At 49.0% G+C, this 249-nt stretch carries 2 rRNA genes; both read right to left on the bottom strand.

Features of this window, described 5'->3' with window-relative positions:
• Nucleotides 1-59, bottom strand: a 5S ribosomal RNA gene (gene rrf / locus GM672_RS30235); the annotation flags it as partial.
• Nucleotides 60-174: 115 nt separating this feature from the next.
• Nucleotides 175-249 (bottom strand): 23S ribosomal RNA (locus GM672_RS28170); the annotation flags it as partial.

The raw sequence follows: 249 nt of genomic DNA, 5'->3' as shown, positions 1-249 counted from the left end.
CGTTTCACGGTCCTGTTCGGGATGGGAAGGGGTGGGACCGACTTGCTATGGTCATCAGGCATGACTTGTACAGACCGCAGCTCTCGATGGAGCAGCTGCAATCTTGAATCTGGAAGAAGTAGTTTTTGGGGTAGTGCTCAAACACCGGCAAATGCATATAACCGTCAAGGTTATAGGGACAAGCCTTACGGGCAATTAGTATCAGTTAGCTTAATGCATTACTGCACTTCCACACCTGACCTATCAACG

The organism is Pseudoduganella buxea (assembly GCF_009720835.1).
GTDB classification, from domain to species: Bacteria; Pseudomonadota; Gammaproteobacteria; order Burkholderiales; family Burkholderiaceae_D; genus Rugamonas; species Rugamonas buxea.
Note: the sequence above shows the minus strand (reverse complement) of the source record. Positions and strands in the feature narration are given on the sequence as shown.